Annotated in this window: 16 protein-coding genes, 1 tRNA gene and 2 pseudogenes; 7 read left to right on the top strand and 12 right to left on the bottom strand. The window is 66.5% G+C overall.

Annotated elements, in window-relative coordinates; genetic code table 11:
• Nucleotides 1-58: 58 nt before the first annotated feature.
• The 12 genes and pseudogenes from ACYVGK_RS17180 to hemA all read right to left on the bottom strand — a co-directional run bounded on the left by ACYVGK_RS17180 (nt 59) and on the right by hemA (nt 11,769).
• A complete protein-coding gene (locus ACYVGK_RS17180; protein ID WP_460735934.1) occupies nt 59-1,021 on the bottom strand; it encodes a lysylphosphatidylglycerol synthase domain-containing protein in 963 nt (320 codons plus the stop codon).
• Nucleotides 1,018-2,229 carry a cardiolipin synthase ClsB gene (clsB, locus tag ACYVGK_RS17175; RefSeq protein ID WP_460735932.1) on the bottom strand — a complete coding sequence of 404 codons (1,212 nt, stop codon included), beginning with the start codon at nt 2,227-2,229 and terminating at the stop codon, nt 1,018-1,020. The genes ACYVGK_RS17180 and clsB overlap by 4 nt, the downstream gene beginning before the upstream one ends.
• Nucleotides 2,230-2,234: 5 nt before the next feature.
• Nucleotides 2,235-2,978 (bottom strand): endonuclease/exonuclease/phosphatase family protein, encoded by a 744-nt coding sequence (locus tag ACYVGK_RS17170; protein ID WP_460735930.1) that lies wholly within the window; start codon nt 2,976-2,978, stop codon nt 2,235-2,237.
• 49 nt (nt 2,979-3,027) lie between these two features.
• Nucleotides 3,028-3,393: pseudogene (locus ACYVGK_RS17165) on the bottom strand (response regulator); the annotation flags it as partial.
• Between the two features lie 45 nt (nt 3,394-3,438).
• Nucleotides 3,439-4,581: pseudogene (locus ACYVGK_RS17160) on the bottom strand (PAS domain S-box protein); the annotation flags it as partial.
• 169 nt (nt 4,582-4,750) lie between these two features.
• Nucleotides 4,751-5,530, bottom strand: coding sequence for a polyphosphate kinase 2 (gene ppk2 / locus ACYVGK_RS17155; RefSeq protein WP_460735928.1), 780 nt, complete (start codon nt 5,528-5,530; stop codon nt 4,751-4,753).
• Nucleotides 5,530-5,886, bottom strand: a complete 357-nt coding sequence (locus ACYVGK_RS17150; RefSeq protein WP_460735926.1) for a helix-turn-helix domain-containing protein — start codon at nt 5,884-5,886, stop codon at nt 5,530-5,532. The genes ppk2 and ACYVGK_RS17150 overlap by 1 nt, the downstream gene beginning before the upstream one ends.
• Nucleotides 5,887-5,898: 12 nt before the next feature.
• Nucleotides 5,899-6,417, bottom strand: a complete 519-nt coding sequence (gene moaB, locus ACYVGK_RS17145) for a molybdenum cofactor biosynthesis protein B (RefSeq protein ID WP_460735924.1) — start codon at nt 6,415-6,417, stop codon at nt 5,899-5,901.
• A gap of 228 nt (nt 6,418-6,645) precedes the next feature.
• Nucleotides 6,646-8,295, bottom strand: coding sequence for an O-linked N-acetylglucosamine transferase, SPINDLY family protein (locus tag ACYVGK_RS17140; protein WP_460736123.1), 1,650 nt, complete (start codon nt 8,293-8,295; stop codon nt 6,646-6,648).
• Nucleotides 8,296-8,315: 20 nt separating this feature from the next.
• Complete coding sequence (locus ACYVGK_RS17135; protein ID WP_460735922.1) at nt 8,316-9,137, bottom strand: GNAT family N-acetyltransferase; 822 nt, start codon at nt 9,135-9,137, stop codon at nt 8,316-8,318.
• Between the two features lie 157 nt (nt 9,138-9,294).
• The gene (prfA, locus tag ACYVGK_RS17130; RefSeq protein ID WP_460735920.1) at nt 9,295-10,380 is read right to left on the bottom strand and encodes a peptide chain release factor 1; all 1,086 of its coding nucleotides are present in this window, start codon (nt 10,378-10,380) and stop codon (nt 9,295-9,297) included.
• A 105-nt stretch (nt 10,381-10,485) separates the two neighbouring features.
• The gene (hemA, locus tag ACYVGK_RS17125; RefSeq protein WP_460735918.1) at nt 10,486-11,769 is read right to left on the bottom strand and encodes a glutamyl-tRNA reductase; all 1,284 of its coding nucleotides are present in this window, start codon (nt 11,767-11,769) and stop codon (nt 10,486-10,488) included.
• 100 nt (nt 11,770-11,869) lie between these two features.
• Here hemA and ACYVGK_RS17120 point away from each other — a divergent pair, with 100 nt between their 5' ends.
• The 7 genes from ACYVGK_RS17120 (at nt 11,870) to pth (ending at nt 17,724) form a co-directional block, all read left to right on the top strand.
• Nucleotides 11,870-13,558 (top strand): tetratricopeptide repeat protein, encoded by a 1,689-nt coding sequence (locus tag ACYVGK_RS17120; protein WP_460735916.1) that lies wholly within the window; start codon nt 11,870-11,872, stop codon nt 13,556-13,558.
• Nucleotides 13,555-14,175, top strand: a complete 621-nt coding sequence (gene lolB / locus ACYVGK_RS17115) for a lipoprotein insertase outer membrane protein LolB (protein ID WP_460735914.1) — start codon at nt 13,555-13,557, stop codon at nt 14,173-14,175. The genes ACYVGK_RS17120 and lolB overlap by 4 nt, the downstream gene beginning before the upstream one ends.
• A 166-nt stretch (nt 14,176-14,341) precedes the next feature.
• On the top strand, nt 14,342-15,232 hold the full coding sequence (ispE, locus tag ACYVGK_RS17110) for a 4-(cytidine 5'-diphospho)-2-C-methyl-D-erythritol kinase (RefSeq protein ID WP_460735912.1): 891 nt from the start codon (nt 14,342-14,344) through the stop codon (nt 15,230-15,232).
• Nucleotides 15,233-15,250: 18 nt separating this feature from the next.
• Nucleotides 15,251-15,326, top strand: a tRNA-Gln gene (locus tag ACYVGK_RS17105).
• A 49-nt stretch (nt 15,327-15,375) separates the two neighbouring features.
• Nucleotides 15,376-16,335, top strand: a complete 960-nt coding sequence (locus ACYVGK_RS17100; protein ID WP_460735910.1) for a ribose-phosphate diphosphokinase — start codon at nt 15,376-15,378, stop codon at nt 16,333-16,335.
• A gap of 93 nt (nt 16,336-16,428) precedes the next feature.
• Nucleotides 16,429-17,082, top strand: coding sequence for a 50S ribosomal protein L25/general stress protein Ctc (locus tag ACYVGK_RS17095; RefSeq protein WP_460735908.1), 654 nt, complete (start codon nt 16,429-16,431; stop codon nt 17,080-17,082).
• Nucleotides 17,083-17,142: 60 nt separating this feature from the next.
• Complete coding sequence (pth, locus tag ACYVGK_RS17090) at nt 17,143-17,724, top strand: aminoacyl-tRNA hydrolase (RefSeq protein ID WP_460735906.1); 582 nt, start codon at nt 17,143-17,145, stop codon at nt 17,722-17,724.
• Nucleotides 17,725-17,791: the final 67 nt, after the last annotated feature.

Genomic DNA, 17,791 nt, shown 5'->3' with positions numbered 1-17,791 from the left:
TATGAAGCACGCTCGCAGAAGCAGCGGAGCAAGCTCCGCTCTACAAAAGGCGCACGGCTCAGGATTGCGGCGACTGTGCCTGTGACGCGACGTCCGATGTGCTGCGGCGAGTTTCGAACACCAGATAGAGCACCACCGCGACCGCGAGCGGTGCCAGGTAATAGATCGCGCGATAGGCCAGCAGCGCCGCCAGCACCTGCGGGGCCGGCACGCGTTGCGCGAATGCGGCAACGAACACCGCTTCGAGCACGCCCAGTCCGGCCGGAACGTGCACCAGTGCGGTGGCAATGGCGGCGAACAGGCACGCGCCGAGCACGGTCGGATAATCGACGGGTGCCGGCAACAGCACGAAGATGATCGCGGCCATCAGCGACCAGTTCAGCATCGACAGTGCGAACTGCACCAGGGCCAATCGCAGTGAAGGCAGACGGAAGTGGTGCCGGCGCACGTGGTAGACGTGGTCGTGCAAGCGGTGGCAGGCGACAAGATAAGCCAGGGCCGCCACGATCATCGCAATGCCCAGCATTTGCACCGAGTCGACCGCTGATGCCCAGCGCGCAGGCATCGTGATGGTGCCGCTGGCGAACAGCGCGCCAGCCAGCAGCAGATAGCCCAGCCAGTTGCTGCTCGCACTGAAGGCGACGATCCGGCTGATCGTCGCCACGCCCAGGCCTTCACGGGCATACATGCGGAAGCGGGCGCCAGTGCCACCGATCAGCGCGCCGATGTTGAGGGCGAACGCATAGGCAATGCCGGTGATGAGCATCACCCGGCGGGTCGACACCGTGTGGTGCGCGTAGCGGCGCGCCGCGACATCGTAGGTGGAATAAACCAGATAGCTCGCGGTCGTCAGCATGCCAGCCACTAGCAGGATGGCGATGTCGTAATCGGCCAGGGTTTCGCGGACCTGGGGCCAATCGATGGCGCGCGCCGCGCGCGCCAGCAGCGCGAGTACGACGACCGGAAAGATCCACAGCGCGGCGCGCCACAGCCGGTAAAGGCGCGGATGCCGGTGTTTCATCGCTGCGGCTCGCTGTTGGAGGAAGACGGTTTCGCCAGGGCGATGCGCTGCGTATGTGCGGGCATCCAGCCCGCCCATGTGGGAAAGCGACGCAGGCAATGGAACAGCAATGGTCGCGCCAGCACCTGCCAGAAGCGTCCGCGCGGCACGCTGACCGGATCCACCGGATGGCAATGGCTTTGCATCAGATCGCCGAGGCGCGCGCGCAGGTCGGCGACGAATTCCCGGTCGCGGATGAAGACATTGGCCTCCAGGTTCAGCGACAGGCTCAGCGGATCGAGATTGCTCGAGCCCACCGTCGCCCAGCCGTCGTCGATCGCCGCGATCTTGCCGTGGAACGGGCGCTCGCAGTATTCGAAGACCCTCACCCCGGCATCGACCAGATGCCGATACAGCGATCGTGCCGCGGCCAGCGCCACCTTGGTATCCGGTTCGCCCTGGAAGATCAGCGAGACCTTCACGCCGCGCTTGGCGGCATGGCGCAGGTCGCGCAGGAAGCCGTAGCCGGGGAAGAAGTAGGCGTTGGCGATCACGATTTCCTCGCGGGCGGCACGGATCGCGCGACGATATTCGCGCTCGATGCTCCTGGAATACCGGTGGTTGTCACGCACGGCGAACATCACCTCGGCGCTACCTCTCGGTGCGGATTCCACCGTCCCGCGCGACGGTCGCCACGCTTCACCGGTTCCGGGTGGGCCCATGGCCACGCGCAGAAAGGAATGGATGTCGGCGACTACGGGGCCTTCGATCACCACCGCGTAGTCCTGCTTCGCCTCGGCACCGAAGTCCATCACGTGGTCGGCGGAGTAGTTGATTCCGCCCACCAGAGCCACACGCTCGTCCGCCACCACCAGCTTGCGATGCATGCGCCGGAACAGGTTCAGGCGCATGCCCAGCCAGCGAGGCTGCGGATCGAACACGCGCAGCTTCACGCCGGCCTCGCTGAGCGCGCTCAGGAATTCCGTCGAGAACTGTGGCGAGCCGAAACCATCGACGGTGACTTCCACCTTCACGCCGCGCCGGGCGGCCGCGATCAGCCGCCGCTGCAGCTCCATCCCGATCTTGTCTTCGAACAGGATGAAGGTTTCGATCAACACCTCGCGCTGCGCGTCATCGATCGCGGCGAACACGCGGGCGAAGAACTCCTCGCCGTTCTCCAGCACGGCGACGCGATTGCCGCCGCGCCAGGAGAATGGACTGGTCCACATCTCCCTCATAGTTCGATCCGGGCCAGCAAAGGCGCATGGTCGGACAAGTGTGACCACGGGCGCGACGACAGCACGCGCGGTTCGACGCCGCGCACGTTGCGCACGTAGATGCGGTCGACCGGCAGCAGCGGCCAGCGTGCGGGAAACGTGCGGGCCAGGGCGCCGTGATGCTGCAGGAATACTTCCTGCAGGCCGTAGCGCGCCAATACCGTGTGGCCGCGCCGCCGCCAGTCGTTGAAGTCACCGGCGACGATCACCGGCGCATCGGCAGGCATCTCCGAATCCAGGATTCCGCAAAGCAACGCCAGCTGCTGCTGGCGATGCGATTCCAGCAACCCCAGGTGCACGCAGATGGTGTGCACTTCGATCGAGCTGTCCGGCAGTGCGAGCACGCAGTGCAGCAAGCCCCGCTCTTCATGGCCATGGATGGAAATGTCGCGGTTCTGGTGGCGCACGATCGGGAACTTCGACAGCGTGGCATTGCCATGGTGGCCGTGCGGATAGGCCGCGTTCTTGCCATATGCGAATTGCGGCCACAGCGTGTCGGCGAGAAATTCGTACTGCGAATGCTCCGGCCACTCCGCGTGCTGCCTGGCGTAATGCGCGTGCTCGCCCAACACTTCCTGGAGGAACACCACGTCGGCCGACACCGAGCGGATCGCCTCGCGCAGCTCCGGCAACACGAAGCGCCGTCGGAACGCATTGAATCCCATGTGGGCGTTCAGGGTGAGGACGTTGAACGCGGGCATGCACGTCGCTCCCGGCGGCGGCTGGTGGTCAGGTGAACCCCGCCCCGGATCAGTGCCGTGCCGTGCTCGCGTTCGTGCGCCGCTGCGCCTCGAAGCCGCTCAGCAGCTGCAGCACCTGCATCGCGCGATACGGCTTGGCCAGGAACTCGCAGTCCTCGGGGAGTCCTTCGAGCCAGCTTTCGGAATACCCCGAGGCGAGGATGATCTTCAGTCCGGGACATTGCTCGCGCGCTGCCTTCGCCAGATCCACCCCCGACTTGCCGCCGGGCAGGACCACGTCGGAGAACAGCACATCGATGTCCGGATGGCTGCCCAACAGGGCCAGTGCCGACGATCCATCGCCCGCCGTGAGTACCTCGTAGCTGGCGTCGCGCAGTGTATCGGCAACGATCTCGACGATGTTGGGATCGTCATCGACCATCAGGACCTGGAGTGGCGGCTTCGTCATTGGTCTGGGCTGATCGGCCAGCACCGGCAGATGCAGCGTGACCGCGGTGCCGGTGCCCGGCTCGCTGACGATGTCGACCTTGCCCGAGGACTGCGCGATGAATCCGTAGACCTGGCTCAGCCCGAGGCCACTGCCCTTGCCGACTTCCTTGGTCGTGAAGAAGGGTTCGGCGGCGCGCGCCAGCACTTCGGGCGACATGCCGCTGCCGGCATCGGCGACCGTGACTGCCACTTGCGGACCGGAGGTCGTGTCCAGCAAGCGGGTGCGGATCTGGATGCGACCGCCCTGGGCCATCGCGTCGCGGGCATTGACCACCAGGTTGAGCAATGTCGCTTCGAACTGCGGCGCATCGATCGAGACCATCGGCAGTTTCGGCTGCAGATCGAAATCTACCTGCACGGTTTCGTCGCACGCGCGGCACAACAACGGAGCCGAATCGCTGATCAGCGAATTGATGTCGTGCGACTTGGGCAGCAGCCATTGCCCGCGAGAGAAGGCCAGCAGCTGCTTCGTCAGCAACGCGCCCCGGTCGGCGGCACGGCGTGCGGTCGCGACGGCCCGGCGCGTGCGAGCGGAATCGGGCTCGGTGGATTCGCTATCGAGCAGATCCAGACTGTTGCTGATGACGGTGAGCAGGTTGTTGAAGTCGTGGGCCAGTCCGTAGGTGAGCTGGCCGATGGCTTCCATCTTCTGCGTCTGCAGCATGACGCGTTGAGCTTCCTCCAGCGCTTGCTGCGCCTGGTGCCGGTCGGTGATGTCGCGGGTGACCTTTGCGAACCCGATCAGCTTGCCGTTGTCAACGACCGGGTCGATCACCACGCTGGCCCAGAAGCGCGTGCCGTCCTTGCGCATGCGCCAGCCTTCCTTCTCGTACTTTCCGCTCTGCGCCGCCATCGCCAGGGCACGCTGGGGTTCGCCCGCGGCGACGTCTTCAGGCGTGTAGAAGATCGAGAAGTGGCGGCCGATGATCTCCGCGTCCTCGTAACCCTTGATGCGGCGCCCGCCTGTGTTCCAGCTCACGATGCGGCCGTGCGGATCGAGCATGTAGATCGCGTAGTCGACCACGCTCTGCACGAGCAGCTGGAACTGGTGCCCGGCATCCAGGAGCGCAACCGAATCGGGGTACTCCGTATTGACCGGACGTCGTGCGCTCATCGGCTCTGAGGACATGGCAGATTCCCAACGATCCAGGCTGGGAACGCGTGCTACGGAGGATGGGTGTCCGAGAGCCGCGATGGCCACGATCCCTGTCGCCGGCCTGGTAAGGATTCCTATGCCCGCTAGCTTGAGAGCTGCGACGTGAAGGCCTCATTCACTCTTGCGGTCATTTCGGAGCAAAGGGCTTGATCGGCTTGAGCGCTCCGTAGCGTTCCTTCCGTGGCTTGGCGGCCAATGGCGCAAAGGCGAGCTTCGCCGGCGGCACGTTGGTGTCGGGCAGGCGTTCGAGCAGGTCGCGGATCAGGGTCAGGCGGCCGCGCTTCTGATCGTTGAAGTCGATCAGCGTCCACGGCGCGTGCGCGGTATGCGTGGCCTTGAGCATGGCTTCGCGCGCACGGGTGTAGTCGTCGTAATGCTTGCGTGCCTCGACGTCGATCGGCGAGAGCTTCCAGCGCTTGAGGGGATCCTTGAGGCGCTCGGCGAAGCGCTCCTCCTGTTTTTCCTGGTCGCAACACAGCCAGTACTTGAACAGCAGGATGCCCTCGTCGGCCAGCAGCTTCTCGAACGCCGGGGCCTGGCGCAGGAACGTCTTCACCTGAGCGTCATTGGCGAAGCCCATGACCTTTTCCACCCCGGCACGGTTGTACCAGCTGCGGTCGAACAGGATCATTTCGCCGGCTGCGGGCAGGTGTGCGACGTAACGCTGGAAATACCATTGCGAGCTTTCGCGTTCGGTCGGCTTGGGCAGCGCGACGACACGGCACTGGCGCGGGTTCATGTGGTCGGCGATGGCGTTGATCACGCCGCCCTTGCCGGCGGTATCGCGACCTTCGAACAGCACCACCATGCGTTGCCCGGATGCCTGCAGCCAGCGCGCCATCGCGACCAGTTCGTGCTGCAGGCGCTCGATCTGCTCCTCGTAGTCCTTGCGCTTGAGCTTGGTCATCAACGGCTCCGGCGGCGGGTTGGCTTCGGCTGCAGCGCCATGGGCTGCATGCTGCGCGCGACTTCGAGCAGCGCGCCCTGCTGTTTCGTATTCATCGCGCGATAGGCGGCGAGCAGGTCATGTTCGCCCTTGGTGCGCGCGGGATCGAGCGTGCTGGCCAGTTCGCTCAGCAGCGCGCCGGCAGGCACACCGAAAGTGCGGGCGAGGGCATCGAGCTGCTCCTTGCCCGGCAGCTTCTCGCCCTTCAACCAGGCGCTGACGGTGGCCGCGCCGGCACGCGGAATCGCAGTGGCGATGTCGGCAGCGCTGAGGCCGCGCGCCTTGGCGAGCAGGCGCAGCGTGGAGGCTAGCGGCATGTCGATCACTCCTTACTCCTTCAGGCGCGGGCGCAGCGTGGCGAGATTACAGGGCTTGGTGCGGGCGTCGAGCTGGGCGCGGATGATCTTCTCCCACGCGGTACGGCAGGCCGAGGTCGAGCCCGGCAGCGCGAACAGGAAGGTGCCATTGGCCAGTCCGGCGAAGGCGCGCGACTGCAACGTGCTGGTGCCGATTTCATCGAAGCTCAATGCGCGGAACAGTTCGCCGAAGCCGGGCATCTGCTTGTCGAGCAACGGCAGCAGGGCCTCGGGCGTCGAATCGCGTCCGGTGAAGCCGGTGCCGCCGGTGACGAGGATGCCGTCGACCGTGTCATCGGCGATCCACTGCGAGATCTGTGCGCGCAGTTTGTAGCGGTCGTCGGGCAGCAGGGCGCGCGCGGCGAGTTGGTGGCCGGCGTCGGTCAGGGCCGCGACGAGGTAGTCGCCGGAGGTGTCTTCGGCCAGCGTGCGCGTGTCCGATACGGTCAGCACGCACAGGCGGAGGGGAATGAAGTCGCGCTCTGCAGTCATGCGGGGCAGTGTATTCCGTACTCCCTCCCTTGCGCGAAGCGCAGGGGTGAGGAGCGGCGCTTGCGCGCCATTGGCGTGCGTCGTGACGAACGCCATCAGGCTATGCCCGATGGCCGGGGAAGTTGGGGAGGGGGCTTTTGCTGTTGCTTGTTTCGCGCCGGCAAAGCAAAGGCAAAAGCACCCCACCCAACCCTCCCCTTCGCCTTCGGCGAAAGGGAGGGAGTGTGCTTACGTCGCGAGCATCGACTCTATGGCTTCTGCAAAGTCGCGCGCGAAACCCGGCATGTCGAACAGGCCGCTCTCGCGCTGCTGACGAGCGAGCTCGACGCGCACCGCCGCCAACGCCTGCGGATTCCGGCCCAGCTCGACCGCCCGCGCGATGAACGCCGCATCGTCGTCGACATTCATCGATGCCATGCCCAGGTGATGGTTGAGGCTGCCGGCGACCCGTGCGGCGAAGGTCTCGCCGGGCCGGGTGAGTACCGGGCAGCCCGCCCACAAGGCATCGGAAGCAGTGGTGTGCGCGTTGTAGGGCTCGGTGTCGAGGAACAGGTCGGCGTGCTGCAGGCGCGCGAGGTATTCGGCATGCGGTTGCTTGGGCATGAACACCAGCCGTTGCGGATCCACGCCCCGCGCGGCCGCGTGTGCGCGCAATCGTTCGTCCGCGCGACCGGGGCCCGACAGCAGCCACAGCACACTGCCGGGTACGTCGCGCAGTACCGCGAGCGCACGATCGACGCTGTGCGGATTGAGCTTGTAGCTGTTGTTGAAGCAGCAGAACACGACCCCGTCTTCGGGCAGTCCGCAGTCGCGGCGTGGCGGTGCCGCCGGAATGGCGCGTGCCGTGTCGCTGGGCTGGAAGCAGCGCGGCAGGCGTAGCACGCGTTCGCTGAAGTGCGGTGCCAGCGCATCAGGCAGGACGAACGGATCGGCCAGGACGAAATCGATCCACGGCGCGCCGGAGGTGCCGGGATAGGCGAGCCAGTTCACCTGCACCCGCGCTGGCCTCATCGCCAGGACTTCAGGCGTGCCGCCGCCGCCCCAGCCGCGCAGGTCGAACAACACGTCCACGTCGGCAGAGCGAATGCGTTGCGCCACCTGCGCGTGCGCCAGATCGGCGACGTCGTGCAGTTGCGTCGCTGCCCGCAGGCGTTTGCCCACCAGGCTGCCGTCGTCGCGATTGAGCGCGAACAGGAGCACGTCCAGTGCGGCATCCGCATGCAATGCTTCGAACAGCGCCACCGTCAGCAGCCCGGTCGGATGCGCGCCGAAGCCGTTGGAGAGGAAGCCGATGCGTGGGCGCTCGCGCGAGGTGCGTGCGGGAGGCGGTGGCAGCGGGCGAACGGCTTGCGCGATCGCGGTGGCGCGCAGCTGCGCGCAGCGCCGCTGTTCGGCCGCGGTCGCATCTTCGCTGAGGAAGGCGAACGGCTCGACCATCGCGCGGGCTTCGTTCACTGCGCGCCGTACCTGCGTCGACAGCGCAGCCAGATCGCGCCAATCGCACAGCTTGCGCCGCCATGCCAGCAGATAGGCCGCGATCTGCGGTTCCTGCGGCGCGAGTGCGTAGGCGCGGGCGTAGGCATCCGCGGCGGCTTCGGCTTCGCCGATGTCTTCCAGTACATGACCAAGCCATAGGGCGATGCCGGGATGTTGCGGTGCATTGGCCGACGCCGCACGCAGGCTCTCGGCGGCTTCCTTGCGGCGGTTCTGCATCCATTGTGCGCGACCAAGCCGGGCCAGCGCTTCGGGATGGCCGGGACGCAGCGTCAGGGCGCGGCGCGATGCCGCTTCGCCTGCGGCCGCATCGCCGGCATCGAGTTCGTATTCGGCCAGGACGATCCACGCGAGCGCGTTGCTCGGCTCACGTTGCACCGCCATGCGGGCGCTGTCGCGTTCGTTCACGGCATCGTGTTCTTCTGCGGCGATTGGGCGCCGGCATACAGCCAGGCCTGCGCACCGGAGGCCAGCGTCACGCGCACGCGGCGGTAATCGTCGGCTTCGTATTCGTCCGCGCGCGCCAGCTCCGCATCGCTCAGGTGCAGCAACGTTCCGGGGATGCGGTCCTGCGCGTCGCCGGTCTCATGCACGACCGGGTGCCGCACGATGCCGCTGGCCGTCACTGCGTCGGGATCGCGCTCTTCGAGCCAGTCCATGCGGAAGCCGAGCAACGCATCGGGCGCGCCGTCGAGGCGACGGCCGAACAGGCGCTGCTGCACGGATTCATCCTGCAGCGTGCCGTAGGAGAACAGCGGCTGCACCTGCGTCGTGGCGGTTGGTGCGAACGACAGGCTGTACCACTGTGTCGCTTCCTCGTGCCAGCCGGCAGCGCGATACAGCGCTCGGGCCGGCGCGTTGTCGCGTGTGGTTTCCAGCATCAGGCCGGCCGCACCTTGCTCGCGCGCGAACTTCGCGGCGGCGTCGAGCAGTGCCCTCGCAACGCCATGACGCCGCGCGCCCGCGTCGACGAACAGATCGTTGAGGATCCAGATCCGTGCCGTGCGCACCGAAGAGAACATCGGATAGAGCTGGGTGAAGCCCGCCGCGCGGCCGTCCAGTTCCGCGAGCAGGATCGCCGATTCGTCGCGTTGCAGGCGTTCGTGCAGGAAGTCGCGGGCGCGCTGCAGATCGCCAGGTTGCGCGTAGAAGCGGCGGTAGGCGTCGAATAGGGGTGCAATGGACCCGAGGTCGTCGAGCGTGGCGCGGCGAATGGCGAGACTCATGGCGGGATCAGCTCCGGGGAATGCTGAAGCTTAGTCACGTCATCGAATGGACGGTATCCCCGCCTTGATCGCGCCAAGCTTTGTATTTGTAGAGCGGAGCTCGCTCCGCTGCTCCTGCGCGGAAAGGCAAGCGGAGCAAGCTCCGCTCTACAAGGCGTTACGTGCCCTGGGTCAGGCGCGCCAGTTCATCCGCCTGGTTCTCGTGCTGCAGGCGATCGACCAGCGCATCAAGGCTGCCCTCGATGATGTTCGGCAGGTCGTACAGGGTCAGGCCTTCGACGCGGTGGTCGGTGATGCGGCCTTGCGGGAAGTTGTAGGTGCGGATGCGCTGGCTGCGATCGCCGCTGCCGACCTGCAGCTTGCGCGTTTCCGCCTGCGCGGCCGCGGCCTTTGCCGCCTGCGCTTCGGCGATGATCGCCGCCAGTCGCTTCATCGCGTTGTCGCGGTTGGCGTGCTGGCTGCGCTCGGTCTGGCTTTCCACGACGATCCCAGTCGGCACGTGGGTGATGCGGATCGCCGATTCGGTCTTGTTGACGTGCTGACCACCCGCGCCGCTGGAACGGAAGGTGTCGACCCTCAGGTCGGCGGAGTTGATCTCGATCGGCTCGCCTTCGCTCTCGACCGGAATGATCGCCACCGTCGCCGCGGAGGTATGGATGCGCCCTTGCGATTCAGTCTCAGGCACGCGCTGCACGCGATGGGTGCCGGATTCGAACTTGAGCTTCGAATACGCGCCCCGGCCTTCGACGCGCGCGATGATTTCCTTGTAGCCACCGTGCTCGCCGGGACTGGCGGATTCCACCGCGACGCGCCAGCCCTGCCGTTCGGCGTAGCGCGAGTACATGCGGAACAGGTCGCCCGCGAATATCGCCGCTTCATCGCCGCCGGTGCCGGCACGCACTTCCAGATAGATGTCGCCTTCGTCGCGAGCGTCCTTCGGGATCAGGTGCGCAAGCAGTTCGGCGTCGAGTTGCTCCAGTCGTTCGTTGGCGCTGGCGATTTCCTCATCGGCCAGTTCGCGCAATTCCGGATCGTTGCGCATCGCTTCGGCGGCGGCCAGATCCTGCTTGGCCTGCATTTCGGCCGCCAGCGCGTTCACCACCGGCTCCAGCTGCGCGAACTCGCGCGAGAGTTTGCGGAACTGGTTGGCGTTGCCGATCACGCCCGGATCGGCGAGTAGGCGTTCGAGTTCCTCGCGGCGTTCGGCCAGGGCTTCGAGTTTGCGGCGCAGGGAGGGAGTCATGGAGACCGATTTCGGAAGTCAGGGGCGACGAAGCGATGGTGTCACGCAATCAACGGCATGCCGACTCGCTGCACGCGAGAGGCGCGACACTCGAGGTGAGCGTAGCTAACGCTCGTCGTCGTTGGCACCGCGCGGCGCCTGGTCCGGCAGCGCGGGAAACAGCTTGTCCGCCGCACGCGCGAGCTCCGCATTGCCGCTCAGCGCGGCTTCGCGCAGGGCAATGGTGGGGGCGTGCAGGAGCTTGTTGGTGAGCGTGTGGGCGAGGAAATCGAGCACGGCTTCCGGCGATTCACCCGCGGCGAGCTGCTGCTTCGCCTTGGTTAGTGCGTCGGACTTGGCCGCTTCGCCATGCGCACGCAGACGCTTGAGCGGTTCGGTGCGGGTGCTTGCGCCGAGGGTCTCGATGTAACGCGAGACCTGCAGTTCGACGATGGCTTCGGCTTCGTTCGCGGCTTCGCGGCGGCTGCGACGGTTGTCCTCGATCGCGCGTTCCAGGTCGTCGACCGTGTACAGGAACACGTCCTTCAGCTCGACCACATCCGGCGCGATGTCACGCGGCACCGCGAGGTCTAGCAGCAGCATCGGGCGATGCCGGCGCGAAGCCAATGCGGCGGCGACCTGCGGCTTGTGCAGGATCGGGTCGCGGGCGGCGGTCGCGGAAATAACGATGTCGGCCTCGGCGAGGTGGCGGTCGAGCTCGGTCAACGCCAGCGCGTAGCCACCGTGGCGCGTAGCCAGGTCCTGTGCGTGGGCGAGGGTGCGGTTGGCGATCAGCAATCGCTTCGTCTTCGCCTGCACGAGGTGGCGCGCCGCCAGCTCGATGGTTTCGCCGGCGCCGATCAGCAGCACGGTCGAGTCTTCGAGGCGGGCGAAGGATTCCTGTGCGAGGCGCACCGCGGTGGACGCGACCGACACCGGATTCGCGCCGATGCGCGTGTCGGTGCGCGCGCGCTTGGCCGTAGCGAAGGCCTGTTGGAACAGGCGGTCGAGTTGGTTACCGAGGCTGCCGGCGCCACGCGCGGTGGCCCAGGCTTCCTTCACCTGGCCGAGGATCTGCGGTTCGCCCAGGACCAGCGAATCGAGGCCGGTCGCGACACGGAACAGATGGCGGACCGCGTCCGCTTCGGCATGGCGATACAGATACGCGTGCAGATCACCGGCGTCGTCGGGATGCGTGGCGAGCCAGTCGGCCAGCGCGTCGCCGTTGTCGTCGGCAACGGCGTAGAGCTCGGTACGGTTGCAGGTCGACAGCAGCGCGACTTCGTGCACCGGCGGTAACGCGCGCAAGGCATCGAGCGCCGCGGGAATCGCGTCGCCTGAGAAAGCCACCCGTTCGCGCAGGCTGACCGGCGCGGTCTGGTGATTGATGCCGAGTACGAGAATGCTCATGGAGCGTTCGGCCGGTAAAGCACGTGGCCGTTCAGGGGCTTGCGTTAAGCTGGCTCGAGAAGGCCGCCATTCTACCGGTCGCAGCTGGCGCAGGTCCTGCTTGTCCAATCCAACGCGTTCCGTTCATGTGGTTCTCGTTCGCGCGCTGATATGCGCCGCCTTGCTGGTTTCGCCGGCCTGGGCCGCCAAGCCGCAGCCGCCGGCTGACGATGCCGGGCGTGCGTTGGAGCCCACGCTCGCTGGTGAATTCGCCCTCCAAGCGGGCAAGCTGGACGAGGCCGCCAAGGCCTATCTCGACGCGGCACGAACGGGCAACGATGCGACTCTGGCCGAGCGCGCGACCCGGATCGCCCTGCTTGCCAAGGACAACAAGCGCGCCGCCGAAGCTTTGAAGTTGTGGCGCAAGCTCGGCGGCGATCCCTTGGCCCAATCGGCCGCCGAGGCCACCCTGGCCCTGCGCCGCGGCGATGAGCGCGCCGCGCGCCGGCAACTGAATGGACTGTTGGAAAGCGGCCAGGATGCCGGCTGGCAGCAGGCCGTGGGTGTGGTGAGCATGGGGGCCCGCGATCCGGAGCAATCCGCGCGACTGCTGGGGCAACTGCTGGACGATGGGAAGATCCCCGGCAAGCTCCAGGCCTGGCTCGCATTCGGCGGCTTGGCCCAGAAGCTCGACCAGAACGCCATCGCCGAACGCATCGTGGCCGAAGTCGTGCACCGTTTCCCCGGCGAACCGCGGGTGGCGCTGCTGCGCGTCAGCCAGCTGCGCCAGGCAGGGAAGGCGGACGAAGCGCGCAAGGTGCTCGATGCCCTGGATCCGGCGATGCTGCAGGTAGCGGAGCTGCGTCTCGCGATCGCTGCCGAATACGACGAGCTGGGCGACTACCACGCCGCCGCCGACACGCTGGCGCACGGTCCGCAGGACGACCGTACCTATGCGCTGCGGGCATCGTTGCTGGCCCGCGCCGAAGACAAGACCGCGTTGACGGGCTTGTACGAAGAGCTGCGGAGCAACGCCACCAAGCCCGAACCGGCGCGTCGACTGCTGTTGGGGCAGATGGCGGAATTCCTCAAGCGTTACGAAGAGGCGCTGGATTGGTACCGCGGCGTCCCCGGCGGCGACCAGCGGTGGGTTGCCCGGCTGCGTGCCGCCAACGTACTGCGCGAGCTCAAGCGCGAGCCGGAGGCGCTGAAAGCGCTGCATGACCTCCAGGCCGATGCGGCCGCTCCGGACGACGCGCGTCGCGATGCGTACATCCTCGAGGCGGATCTGCGTAACAAGGACAAGAACGGCGCCGGCGAACTCGATGCCTTCGCCCGTGGCCTCGCGGCGTTCCCCGACGATCCTGACATCCTCTACGCCCGCGCTCTGGCCTGGGAGCGCCGCGACGACATCGCGCGTGCCGAAGCCGACTTCCGCAAGATCCTGGTGGTCGAGCCCGAGAGCACGGCTGCGCTCAACGCGCTGGGCTATACGCTGGCCGATCGCACCACGCGCTACAAGGAAGCGTTGGAACTGATCGATCGCGCGCGCACCGCCGAGCCCGACAACGCCGCGATCATCGACAGCTACGGCTGGGTGTTGTATCGCCTGGGGCGCAAGGATGAGGCGCTGGCCGAGCTGCGGCGCGCCTTCGCGCTGCAGAAGGATCCGGAAATTGCATCGCACGTCGGCGAAGTGTTGTGGGACCTGGGCAAGAAGGAAGAGGCGCGCAAGTACTTCGATGAAGCGCGCAAGCTCGATCCCGAAAACCGCGCACTGCAACGCGCGCTGCAGAAGGTTGGCGAATGAGCGGGCTGCGTTCGCTCATCGTCGGAGTCGTGGCGGCCGTAACGCTGGCCGCCTGCGTTTCGCAGCCTGTACAACGTGCCGCCGTGCCGGTCGATCCAATGCAGGCGCGCGCGAATGACGATCGTCGCGAAGCCGTGCACGACTGGGGCCTGGAGGGACGCATTGCCGTATCCAACGGCGAGCGTGGCGGCAGTGGCCGGATCGACTGGCAGCAGCGTGCCGGCGGCTACACGATCGCCCTGAGTGCCCCGGTGACGCGGCAGAGCTGGCAGCTCATCGGTGACGATCGCGGTGCGCGTCTCGAAGGCATCGCGGGTGGCCCGCGCGAAGATGCGGATGTCGAACTGTTGTTGCTCAGATCCACGGGCTGGAATATCCCGGTGCGCGCATTGCAGGACTGGGTCCGCGGTATCGGCGCGGTAGCGCACGAGTACGGGCAGGCGAAGATCGTGTATGGCCCCGGCGGCGTGCCGGCCAAGCTCGAGCAGGCCGGTTGGTCGATCGAATACGAGGAATGGCACGCGGCCACCACCGAACGCCCGCAGCTGCCCAGGCGGATCGTCGCGCGCAACGGCAATGCCAGCGTGAAGCTGATCATCGACAGCTGGGCGCTCTGATTCCCGAAGACGCGGGCCGGTCGGCTTTGTAGAGCGGAGCTTGCTCCGCTGCCTTCCGGCCGGACTAGAGCAAGCGGAGCAAGCTCCGCTCTACAAAGCCCACCCGTTGGGAGCAGGGCCGATCAAGAAACTGCTTTACCCTGTGCGGCCCCTGCGAGCCGCCCCGATGACAACTTCCCCCGCGGATGCCCCTGCCGAATGGAGTGCTTGGCCCGCGCCTGCCAAGCTGAACCTGTTCCTGCGGATCACCGGGCGGCGTGCGGACGGCTACCACGAGCTGCAGACCGTGTTCCGGCTGCTGGATTGGGGCGATTCCATCCGGCTGCGGGTGCGTGAGGATGGTTTGATCGTCCGTCACGGGGGCTCCGTGGCAGGTGTCGCCGAAGCCGATGATTTGACCGTTCGTGCGGCAAAATTGCTCCAATCTGACGCCAAAATCGCCAAAGGTGTCGATATTGTCATCGAAAAGCGCATTCCGGCCGGCGGTGGTTTCGGCGGTGGCTCGTCCGACGCGGCTAGCGTGCTCGTAGCGCTGGATCAGCTTTGGGGGGCGCAGCTGGGTGTGGAGCGCCTGGCGGCCTTGGGGCTGCGCCTCGGTGCCGACGTGCCGGTGTTCGTGCGCGGCCAGAATGCCTGGGCCGAGGGTGTGGGCGAGCAGCTTCGCCCCGTCGCGCTGGCCCCGGCCTGGTACCTGCTCGCCGATCCGGGGGTACACGCGCCCACGGCCGCACTTTTCCAATCCCCTGAATTGACGCGAAATGCTGCGCCCGCGACAATGTCGGACTTCGTTTCGGGAACTTGGCTCGGGAACGCATTCGAGCCGGTCCTGCGCGCGCGCGAACCGGCCGTCGAGGCGGTGTTCGCAGCGCTGGCGCAGGTCGGCACGCCGCGATTGACCGGGTCGGGCAGTGGTTGCTTCATCGAATTCGCCGCGCGCGAATCGGCTGAGGCGGCGCTGGCCGCGTTGCCGCCGGGCCTGAAAGCCTGGGTGGCGGCGGGAGTGGCACGGTCGCCGCTGCTGGATGCGCTCGACGCGATGGCTGCAAAGGAACCGTAGCCGAAAGTTTTTCAGCGCAGGGGCGTCGCCAAGTGGTTAAGGCACCGGGTTTTGATCCCGGCATACGTAGGTTCGAATCCTTCCGCCCCTGCCATTCCTAATGTTGTTCCACCGCCACGGCCAGAGCGAAGCGGAGTCCTCACGTGCAAAACGATCGCAATCTGCTGGTTTTCAGCGGTAACGCCAACCGCCCGCTCGCCGAGGCCGTGTGCAAGGAACTCGGCATCCGCATGGGCAAGGCCCTGGTGTCGCGTTTCTCCGACGGCGAAGTCCAGGTGGAGATCGAGGAGAACGTGCGTCGCCAGGAAGTGTTCGTCATCCAGCCGACGAACGCGCCCAGCGCCGAGAACCTGGTCGAACTGCTGGTCCTGATCGACGCGCTCAAGCGCGCATCGGCGTCCAGCGTGACCGCGGTGGTGCCGTACTTCGGTTACGCCCGCCAGGATCGTCGCCCGCGTTCGGCGCGCGTGCCGATCACGGCCAAGGTGGTGGCGAAGATGTTCAGCGCGGCCGGTGCCGACCGCGTCCTGACGGTCGACCTGCACGCTGACCAGATCCAGGGCTTCTTCGACCTCCCGGTCGACAACGTGTACGCCTCGCCGCTGCTGCTCGCCGATATCTGGCGCGCGCATGGCACGGACAACCTGATCGTGGTTTCGCCGGACGTCGGCGGCGTGGTGCGCGCTCGCGCGATCGCCAAGCGCCTGGACGACGCGGACCTCGCGATCATCGACAAGCGCCGTCCGCGCGCCAACGTTGCCACGGTGATGAACATCATCGGTGACGTCGAAGGCAAGGTCTGTGTACTGGTCGACGACATCGTCGACACCGCCGGCACCCTGTGCGCTGCCGCTGGCGCGCTCAAGGCGCGTGGCGCACAGAAGGTCGTCGCCTACTGCACCCATCCGGTGCTGTCGGGCGCGGCGATCGACAATGTGACGAAGTCGCAGCTCGACGAGCTGGTGGTGACCGACACCATTCCGCTCAGCGCTGCCGCGAAGGCCTGTGGCCGCATCCGCCAGCTCAGCGTCGCCGAGCTGCTCGCGGAAACGATCCGCCGCATCGCCTTCGGTGAATCCGTCAGTTCGCTCTACGTGGACTGACACGGGCTTCGGCCCGAAACCGCTCACCTGGTCGCGGGTGAGTGGCATCGCCGCCGCGAGGCGGCTTCATTGCAAGCAAAGTGAGTAACGACAATGTCTGAACACAAGATCTCGGCCACTGGCCGCGAAGCTGCAGGGAAGGGTGCGAGCCGCCGCCTGCGTCGCGCCGCCAGCATCCCGGCCGTTCTGTACGGCGGCACCGCCGCTCCGCAGAGCATCCAGCTCGACCACGAAAAGACCTGGCTCGCCAGCCAGAACGAGTGGTTCTACTCCTCGATCCTGAGCCTCGAACTCGACGGCAAGGTGCAGAAGGTGCTGCTGCGTGACATCCAGCGCCATCCGTACAAGCAGATCATCATGCACCTGGACTTCCAGCGCGTTGATGAGAACCAGGCGCTGCGCGCCAAGGTGCCGCTGCACTTCCTGAATCAGGAAAAGTCGGTGGCCGGCAAGACTGCAGGCGTCGTGATCACCCACGAGCTCAACGAAGTCGAAGTCAGCTGCCTGCCGAAGGACCTGCCGGAATTCATCGAAATCGACCTCGGCTCGCTGGCCGTGGGTGGCATCGTCCACCTGTCGGAGCTGAAGCTGCCGAAGGGCGTGGAAATTCCGGAACTCAAGCTGGGCAAGGAACACGATGTCGCCATCGTGATCGCCAAGCACGGCAAGGAAGAAGCGGTCGACGCCGCTGCTCCGGAAGCTGCCGAAGTGCCGGCCACCAAGGCCGCGAAGAAGGAAGAGAAGTAATCGTCTCTGCCCGGCGCGCTTCACGGCGCGCCGGTGCATGGCGACTTACTCGCTTCATCGATGGCAGGCTTGCGCCTCATCGTCGGGCTGGGCAACCCCGGACCCGAACACACCCGGACCCGGCACAACGCCGGGTTCTGGTTTGTTGACGCCCTGGCAGAAAAACTGGGCGGGCGTTTCGGCCTCGAGTCGAAGCTGTTCGGCGAAACCGCCAAGGTCGAAATCGCAGGCCAGAATGTGTGGCTGCTGAAGCCGGCCACGTTCATGAACCTCTCCGGCAAGTCGGTCACCGCCGCGCTGCGCTACTGGAAGATCGAGCCGGAAGAAGCGCTGGTCGCGCACGACGAACTGGATCTGCCGGCGGGTACGCCGCGCCTCAAGTTCGACGGCGGCGCCGGCGGCCAGAACGGCATCCGCGACATCGTGCGTCTGCTCGGCCATGGCAAGTTCGGGCGCCTGCGCATCGGCATCGGCCATCCCGGGCATAAGGACCGCGTCACGCCGTGGGTGCTGGGCAAACCCGGCCGCGATGACGAAGCCGCGATCCTGCGCGCCATCGACGATGCGATCGATGTATTGCCGCTCGCCGTGTCAGGCGATTTCAACGAAGCGATGAAGCGGCTCAATACCGCCAAGGCGTGATTCGGGAGTGGGGATTCGCGTTCGCGAGTCTCCAATCCCGAGTCTCGAGTTTTCCCCGGAGTTTTCC

The organism is Lysobacter tyrosinilyticus (genome assembly GCF_054779815.1).
The sequence above is the reverse complement of the archived record's forward strand: the minus strand, read 5'-3'. Positions and strand labels throughout refer to the sequence as shown.

What these genes read in the sequence shown, in the direction of transcription:
- ACYVGK_RS17180 (WP_460735934.1), bottom strand. Translation starts at nt 1,021, where the DNA reads ATGAAACACCGGCATCCGCGCCTTTACCGGCTGTGGCGCGCCGCGCTG.
- clsB (WP_460735932.1), bottom strand. Translation starts at nt 2,229, where the DNA reads ATGTGGACCAGTCCATTCTCCTGGCGCGGCGGCAATCGCGTCGCCGTG.
- ACYVGK_RS17170 (WP_460735930.1), bottom strand. Translation starts at nt 2,978, where the DNA reads ATGCCCGCGTTCAACGTCCTCACCCTGAACGCCCACATGGGATTCAAT.
- ppk2 (WP_460735928.1), bottom strand. Translation starts at nt 5,530, where the DNA reads ATGACCAAGCTCAAGCGCAAGGACTACGAGGAGCAGATCGAGCGCCTG.
- ACYVGK_RS17150 (WP_460735926.1), bottom strand. Translation starts at nt 5,886, where the DNA reads ATGCCGCTAGCCTCCACGCTGCGCCTGCTCGCCAAGGCGCGCGGCCTC.
- moaB (WP_460735924.1), bottom strand. Translation starts at nt 6,417, where the DNA reads ATGACTGCAGAGCGCGACTTCATTCCCCTCCGCCTGTGCGTGCTGACC.
- ACYVGK_RS17140 (WP_460736123.1), bottom strand. Translation starts at nt 8,295, where the DNA reads ATGGCGGTGCAACGTGAGCCGAGCAACGCGCTCGCGTGGATCGTCCTG.
- ACYVGK_RS17135 (WP_460735922.1), bottom strand. Translation starts at nt 9,137, where the DNA reads ATGAGTCTCGCCATTCGCCGCGCCACGCTCGACGACCTCGGGTCCATT.
- prfA (WP_460735920.1), bottom strand. Translation starts at nt 10,380, where the DNA reads ATGACTCCCTCCCTGCGCCGCAAACTCGAAGCCCTGGCCGAACGCCGC.
- hemA (WP_460735918.1), bottom strand. Translation starts at nt 11,769, where the DNA reads ATGAGCATTCTCGTACTCGGCATCAATCACCAGACCGCGCCGGTCAGC.
- lolB (WP_460735914.1), top strand. Translation starts at nt 13,555, where the DNA reads ATGAGCGGGCTGCGTTCGCTCATCGTCGGAGTCGTGGCGGCCGTAACG.
- ispE (WP_460735912.1), top strand. Translation starts at nt 14,342, where the DNA reads ATGACAACTTCCCCCGCGGATGCCCCTGCCGAATGGAGTGCTTGGCCC.
- ACYVGK_RS17095 (WP_460735908.1), top strand. Translation starts at nt 16,429, where the DNA reads ATGTCTGAACACAAGATCTCGGCCACTGGCCGCGAAGCTGCAGGGAAG.
- pth (WP_460735906.1), top strand. Translation starts at nt 17,143, where the DNA reads ATGGCAGGCTTGCGCCTCATCGTCGGGCTGGGCAACCCCGGACCCGAA.